A 6,351-nucleotide genomic window follows, 5' to 3' on the forward strand; every position below is an offset into this window, starting at 1 on the left:
ATCCCCCTTAAGGAATCAGGTACATGAGCAAGCTGCGCGTGGCGGTCGTCGGAGCCAAGGGCCGGATCGGCTCCGAGGCCGTCCGGGCCGTCGAGGCCGCCGACGACCTGGAACTGGTCGCCGCACTGGGCCGGGGCGACTCGCTGGACACGCTGGTGGAGACCGGCGCCCAGGTCGTGGTCGAACTGACCAACCCCGACGCGGTGATGGGCAACCTGGACTTCTGCGTCCGCAACGGCATTCACGCCGTGGTCGGTACGACGGGCTGGACCGACGACCGCGTCGCGCAGCTGGAGGCCTCGCTGGCCGCATCGCCGAAGACGGGCGTCCTGATCGCCCCGAACTTCTCCATCGGCGCGGTCCTCACCATGAAGTTCGCGCAGATCGCGGCGCCGTACTTCGAGTCCGTCGAGGTCGTCGAGCTGCACCACCCGAACAAGGCCGACGCCCCCAGCGGCACCGCCACGCGCACCGCCCAGCTCATCGCCGAGGCCCGTCGGGAGGCGGGCAGCGCCCCGCAGCCCGACGCCACGTCGACGGCGCTCGACGGCGCCCGCGGCGCGGACGTCGACGGTGTGCCGGTGCACTCCGTGCGGCTGCGCGGCCTCCTGGCCCACCAGGAGGTGCTGCTCGGCGCCGAGGGCGAGACCCTGACCGTCCGGCACGACTCGCTGCACCACAGCAGCTTCATGCCGGGCATCCTGCTCGGTGTACGCCGTGTGGTGAGCACCCCGGGCCTGACGTTCGGCCTGGAACACTTCCTGGACCTGAACTGACGCACGCCGAACCGAGCTGCACCGAGCTGCACCGAGCTGAACCGAGCTGAACTGACCGTCATGCGAGCAAAGATCACTTACGCCGTCACGGCTGCCGTCCTGGTCGTCTACTTCTTCCTGGTCGGCAGCCGCGGCGTGCTCCTGATACAGCACGGCACCGTGCTCACCGTCACCTTCGGTGTCGCGGTGCTCATCCTGCCGTTCATCGGCATCTGGTTCCTCTGGAAGAACACGCAGTTCGTCCAGCGCGCCAACCGTCTCGCCGCCGAGCTCGAAGCCGAAGGCGGCCTGCCCGTCGACGAGTTGAAGCGCACGCCCGGCGGCCGCATCGACCGTGACTCGGCCGACGAGGTCTTCGCACGGCGCAAGGCCGAGACGGAGGACTCACCGGACGACTGGCGCTGCTGGTTCCGCCTCGCCGTCGCGTATCACGACGCCCGGGACACCCCGCGCGCGCGAAAGGCCATGCAGCGCGCGATCGCGCTGCGCGCGGGCCGGCCGGTGAACGTCTAGCTCAGGCGGTCCTGCGGTACTCGTCGGCCCAGACCTCGATGGAGTCGGCCGCCCGGTTGAAGGCCTCGTACCGCGCCAGGAAGTCGGCATTGCGGTCGGTCAGCAGCGGCGGCTGCGCGCCGGTCTGCTGATCCCGTCGTACGAGGACCAGTGCCTGCCCCTGAACGGTCCGGGGCAGCCCGAGCCAACGCACGGGCTGCTGCGTCGTACGCACCGTCACGACGTGCGCCCACGGCACGGTCTGCGTCGTCAGGAAGGCGACACGACGCAGTCCGTGGGCGCTGACCCACGTGCCCATCCGCAGCAGCCGCAGCGCGCTCACGATGATGACCACCGCGAGCCCCGCGCAGATCGCGGCGCCCGCCAGTGAGTCCGCGAACGCGATGATCACGGCGGCGACGAGGACGTACGAGGCGAGCAGCAGAAGCAGCGCGGCCGCCCCCACCCGCCACGGGCCCGGCCGGTAGGGCCGCCGCCAGTGGTCGCGGTCGTCGAACGGCAGCGCAGCGTCATCCGCTGCCTCGTCAAAGGCGCGGTCCGCCGTCAGAAAGGGCAGGGGCACGACTGAATCCTCACTCGATCCACGCACGGGCTGTGCCCGGTGAGGCTACCGAGCCCTGCTTCCGCCTACCACCCTTGGGGGGCCATGGGGGTACGTCCCACGCCATTGGGGCAGTGGGGGAGCGTCAGAGGGCCGTGGCGGTCTTCATCGACCGTCCGTGGCCTCGGACTGCTGATTCTGCGCGGGCCCCTGATCGGGGGAGAGGGCGGGCATGCCGAACAGCAGGGAACCTGCGAGTCCGGCGACCACGACCAGGCCGACCAGGGTGCGGCCCACCACCTGAGCGGCCGAAGGGCGCTCTCGGGGCGGGGGAGTGACATTGCTGCGAAACTTGTCGGCTTCGGCGATGAAGGCGAACGGGACTGGCTCGCGCCGACGGAACATGGGGTGCGTTTCTCCTCACGCGACTCGAACTTAACTCTGTTGTCTAGACAGACGCTCGAAACGGCCAAATGGTGCCCGGTTTCGCCAAATTCGCCGAAGAATGTCGAGGCGGGCCACCGAACGGCCGATTGTCAGTGCCGGGCCATAGAGTGGGCGCCGCCCGAGTGATGCACATGGAAGGACCCCGCCAGTGAGCGAGACCCCCACCGAAGACCTCAAGCCCAGCTTCCGCAGCGAGGTCACCGTCGAGTTGGTGAAGCATGCCGCGACCGACTCCGACGTCCTGTGGGCCGCCCGTGTCTCCACTGCCGGGGAGCAGTCCCTGGAGGAGCTCCAGAAGGACCCGGAGCGCTCCAAGGGCCTGATCAACTATCTGATGCGGGACCGCCACGGCAGCCCCTTCGAGCACAACTCGATGACGTTCTTCATCAGCGCCCCGATCTTCGTCTTCCGCGAGTTCATGCGGCACCGCGTGGGCTGGTCGTACAACGAGGAGTCGGGCCGCTACAGGGAGCTCGAGCCGACGTTCTACGTGCCGGACGAGTCCCGCAAGCTGGTCCAGGAGGGCCGCCCCGGGAAGTACGTCTTCGTGGAAGGCACCCAGGCCCAGCAGGAGCTCACGGGCCGCGTCATGGAGGACTCGTACCGCCAGGCGTACGACGCGTACCAGGAGATGCTCGCCGCCGGTGTCGCCCGCGAGGTCGCCCGCGCGGTCCTGCCGGTCGGCCTCTTCTCGTCGATGTACGCGACGTGCAACGCCCGTTCGCTGATGCATTTCCTCGGTCTGCGTACGCAGCACGAGCTCGCCAAGGTCCCGTCCTTCCCGCAGCGGGAGATCGAGATGGTCGGCGAAAAGATGGAGGAGCACTGGGCCAAGCTCATGCCTCTCACGCACGCGGCGTTCAACGGCAACGGACGCGTGGCGCCGTAAGGCACTGATGTACGGGTGGGCTGAGTGAGGTGTCCGTATTGCGGCATTTCGAGAAGTTCATCTAGCCTGATCAAACGGACCCGGCACTGCTTGAACCCCCGAGCAGGCAGTGCCGGGCTCCTCACTTGTCAGGTCCGCATACATCCCCCGAGGGGGGACCCCGCGCTGAGCAGCGAGTAGCGTGTTACCCATGGCTCCGACCTCCACTCCGCAGACCCCCTTCGGCAGGGTCCTCACCGCTATGGTCACGCCCTTTACGGCGGACGGCGCACTCGACCTCGACGGCGCGCAGCAGCTCGCCGTCCACTTGGTGGACGCAGGCAATGACGGCCTCGTCATCAACGGCACCACCGGTGAGTCGCCGACCACCAGCAACGCGGAGAAAGCCGAGCTCGTACGAGCCGTAGTGGAAGCCGTCGGAGACCGCGCCCACGTCGTCGCGGGCGTCGGCACGAACGACACGCGCCACAGCATCGAGCTCGCCCGCGACGCGGAGCGTGTCGGCGCCACCGGCCTCCTCACGGTCACGCCGTACTACAACAAGCCCCCGCAAGAGGGCCTGCTCCGGCACTTCACCGCGATCGCCGACAGCACCGAGCTGCCGGTCATGCTCTACGACATCCCCGGCCGCAGTGGCGTACCGATCAACACCGAGACGATCGTCCGCCTCGCCCACCACCCGCGGATCGTCGCCAACAAGGACGCCAAGGGCGACCTCGGCCGCGCCAGCTGGGCCATCGCCCGCTCCGGCCTCGCCTGGTACTCCGGCGACGACATGCTGAACCTCCCGCTGCTCTCCGTCGGCGCCTGCGGCTTCGTCTCCGTCGTGAGCCACGTGGTCACCCCGGAACTGCGCGCGATGCTCGACGCGTACTCCACGGGTGACGTGCAGAAGGCCACCGAGATCCACCAGAAGCTGCTCCCGGTCTTCACGGGCATGTTCCGTACGCAGGGTGTGATCACCACGAAGGCGGCGCTCACCCTCCAGGGCCGTCCCGCGGGACCGCTGCGGCTGCCCCTGGTCGAACTGTCGCCCGACGAGACGGCCCAGCTCAAGATCGATCTCGCCGCCGGCGGGGTACAGCTCTAACCACAGACTTCACAACTGAATACGCGCAACACCGCAGGACACCGACTGACACGGTCCTGCACCCACACCAAACAACTGCTACTGCACGAACGTCATGCGCGCCACGTGCCCTGGAGGTACGTGGCGCGTGTGGTGAGGAGAGTCTTTTGAGTCATCCGCATCCTGAACTCGGCGCCCCGCCGAAGCTCCCGAAGGGCGGCCTGCGGGTCACCCCGCTCGGCGGCCTCGGTGAGATCGGCCGCAACATGACCGTCTTCGAGTACAACGGTCGCCTGCTGATCGTCGACTGCGGAGTGCTCTTCCCCGAGGAGGAGCAGCCCGGAATCGACCTGATCCTGCCGGACTTCACGTCCATCAGGGACCGCCTCGACGACATCGACGGCATCGTGCTCACGCACGGCCACGAGGACCACATCGGCGGTGTCCCCTACCTCCTTCGCGAGAAGCCGGACATCCCGCTGATCGGCTCCAAGCTGACCCTCGCGCTCATCGAGGCGAAGCTCCAGGAGCACCGCATCCGTCCGTACACGCTCGAGGTCGTCGAGGGCGACCGCGAGCGCCTGGGCCCGTTCGACTGCGAGTTCATCGCGGTCAACCACTCCATCCCGGACGCCCTGGCCGTCGCCGTCCGCACCCCCGCGGGCATGGTCGTCGCCACCGGCGACTTCAAGATGGACCAGCTGCCGATGGACGGCCGCCTCACCGACCTGCACGCGTTCGCGCGGCTGAGCGAGGAGGGCATCGACCTCCTTCTCTCCGACTCGACGAACGCCGAGGTCCCGGGCTTCGTCCCGCCGGAGCGCGACATCTCGAACGTGATCCGGGGCGTCTTCGCCGGCGCCCAGAAGCGGATCATCGTCGCGAGCTTCGCCAGCCACGTCCACCGCATCCAGCAGATCCTGGACGCGGCCCACGAGTACGGCCGCAGGGTCGCCTTCGTCGGCCGCTCGATGGTCCGCAACATGGGCATCGCGAGGGACCTGGGCTATCTGAAGGTCCCGCCGGGCCTGGTGGTCGACGTCAAGACGCTCGACGACCTGCCCGACAGCCAGATCGTGCTCGTCTGCACGGGCTCGCAGGGTGAGCCGATGGCCGCCCTCTCCCGGATGGCCAACCGCGACCACCAGATCCGCATCGTCCAGGGCGACACGGTGATCCTGGCGTCGTCGCTCATCCCCGGCAACGAGAACGCGGTCTACCGCGTGATCAACGGCCTGACCCGCTGGGGAGCGAACGTCGTCCATAAGGGCAACGCCAAGGTGCACGTCTCCGGCCACGCGTCGGCGGGCGAGCTCCTGTACTTCTACAACATCTGCAAGCCCAAGAATCTGATGCCGGTGCACGGCGAATGGCGCCACCTGCGCGCCAACGCCGAGCTGGGCGCCCTTACCGGCATCCCGCACGACCGCATCGTGATCGCCGAGGACGGCGTCGTCGTCGACCTCGTCGAGGGCAAGGCGAAGATCGTCGGCAAGGTCCAGGCGGGATACGTGTACGTGGACGGCCTCTCGGTCGGCGACGTCACGGAGTCCTCCCTCAAGGACCGCAGGATCCTCGGTGACGAGGGCATCATCTCGGTCTTCGTGGTGGTGGACTCCAGCACCGGCAAGTTCACCGGGGGCCCGCACATCCATGCCCGCGGTTCCGGCATCGATGACTCGGCCTTCGCGGCCGTCATGCCGAGGGTCCAGGAGGTCCTCGAGAAGTCGGCCCAGGACGGCGTCGTGGAGCCCCACCAGCTGCAGCAACTCATCCGCCGCACGCTGGGCAAGTGGGTCTCCGACAACTACCGTCGGCGCCCGATGATCCTTCCCGTGGTCGTCGAGGTCTGACCCGACACTGCGTCACTTCCGGAGCGGGGCGCCTCGATTTGCATCGGGGCGCCCCGCTCCAGTACGTTTACGTCTCCGCCTGAACGGGAAGCACCCCGCACTCACGTGCCCGGAGCGAACCGAACGGGGCGGGGAATTCCGACTCAGAATCTCTGATAAAGTCGGAACCGCCGGAAAGGGAAACGCGAAAGCCGAAAGGCCGGAGCGGAAACCTGAAAGGCACCGAGGAAAATCGGACACGAAAGAGTCTGATAGAGTCGGAA

The 6,351-nt window shown here is 68.0% G+C and carries 7 protein-coding genes; 5 read left to right on the forward strand and 2 right to left on the reverse strand.

What is annotated here, in order from left to right; translation table 11 throughout:
- The first annotated feature begins 23 nt into the window (after positions 1-23).
- Positions 24-776, forward strand: coding sequence for a 4-hydroxy-tetrahydrodipicolinate reductase (dapB, locus tag ACFUPX_RS20960; RefSeq protein ID WP_383324411.1), 753 nt, complete (start codon positions 24-26; stop codon positions 774-776).
- Positions 777-836: 60 nt separating this feature from the next.
- The gene (locus ACFUPX_RS20965) at positions 837-1,289 is read left to right on the forward strand and encodes a hypothetical protein (protein WP_383324414.1); all 453 of its coding nucleotides are present in this window, start codon (positions 837-839) and stop codon (positions 1,287-1,289) included.
- A gap of 1 nt (position 1,290) precedes the next feature.
- On the opposite strand, the gene ACFUPX_RS20970 is transcribed toward ACFUPX_RS20965, so the two are convergent.
- Positions 1,291-1,851, reverse strand: a complete 561-nt coding sequence (locus tag ACFUPX_RS20970) for a hypothetical protein (RefSeq protein ID WP_383324417.1) — start codon at positions 1,849-1,851, stop codon at positions 1,291-1,293.
- A 144-nt stretch (positions 1,852-1,995) separates the two neighbouring features.
- Complete coding sequence (locus tag ACFUPX_RS20975; RefSeq protein WP_383324420.1) at positions 1,996-2,235, reverse strand: hypothetical protein; 240 nt, start codon at positions 2,233-2,235, stop codon at positions 1,996-1,998.
- A 190-nt stretch (positions 2,236-2,425) separates the two neighbouring features.
- Here ACFUPX_RS20975 and thyX point away from each other — a divergent pair, with 190 nt between their 5' ends.
- The 3 genes from thyX (at position 2,426) to ACFUPX_RS20990 (ending at position 6,088) form a co-directional block, all read left to right on the forward strand.
- A complete protein-coding gene (gene thyX / locus ACFUPX_RS20980) occupies positions 2,426-3,166 on the forward strand; it encodes an FAD-dependent thymidylate synthase (RefSeq protein ID WP_383324423.1) in 741 nt (246 codons plus the stop codon).
- 190 nt (positions 3,167-3,356) lie between these two features.
- Entirely contained in the window at positions 3,357-4,256 is a 900-nt protein-coding gene (gene dapA / locus ACFUPX_RS20985; protein WP_383324426.1) for a 4-hydroxy-tetrahydrodipicolinate synthase, read from the forward strand.
- Between the two features lie 146 nt (positions 4,257-4,402).
- Positions 4,403-6,088, forward strand: a complete 1,686-nt coding sequence (locus ACFUPX_RS20990; RefSeq protein WP_383324429.1) for a ribonuclease J — start codon at positions 4,403-4,405, stop codon at positions 6,086-6,088.
- The last annotated feature ends 263 nt before the right edge of the window (positions 6,089-6,351 follow it).

It is taken from the genome of Streptomyces sp. NPDC057302 (genome assembly GCF_042667685.1).
In the GTDB taxonomy this organism is placed as follows: domain Bacteria; phylum Actinomycetota; class Actinomycetes; order Streptomycetales; family Streptomycetaceae; genus Streptomyces.

Excerpts from the sequence above, each read along its gene's own strand:
- dapB (WP_383324411.1), top strand. The coding sequence starts at position 24 with ATGAGCAAGCTGCGCGTGGCGGTCGTCGGAGCCAAGGGCCGGATCGGC.
- ACFUPX_RS20965 (WP_383324414.1), top strand. The coding sequence starts at position 837 with ATGCGAGCAAAGATCACTTACGCCGTCACGGCTGCCGTCCTGGTCGTC.
- ACFUPX_RS20975 (WP_383324420.1), bottom strand. The coding sequence starts at position 2,235 with ATGTTCCGTCGGCGCGAGCCAGTCCCGTTCGCCTTCATCGCCGAAGCC.
- dapA (WP_383324426.1), top strand. The coding sequence starts at position 3,357 with ATGGCTCCGACCTCCACTCCGCAGACCCCCTTCGGCAGGGTCCTCACC.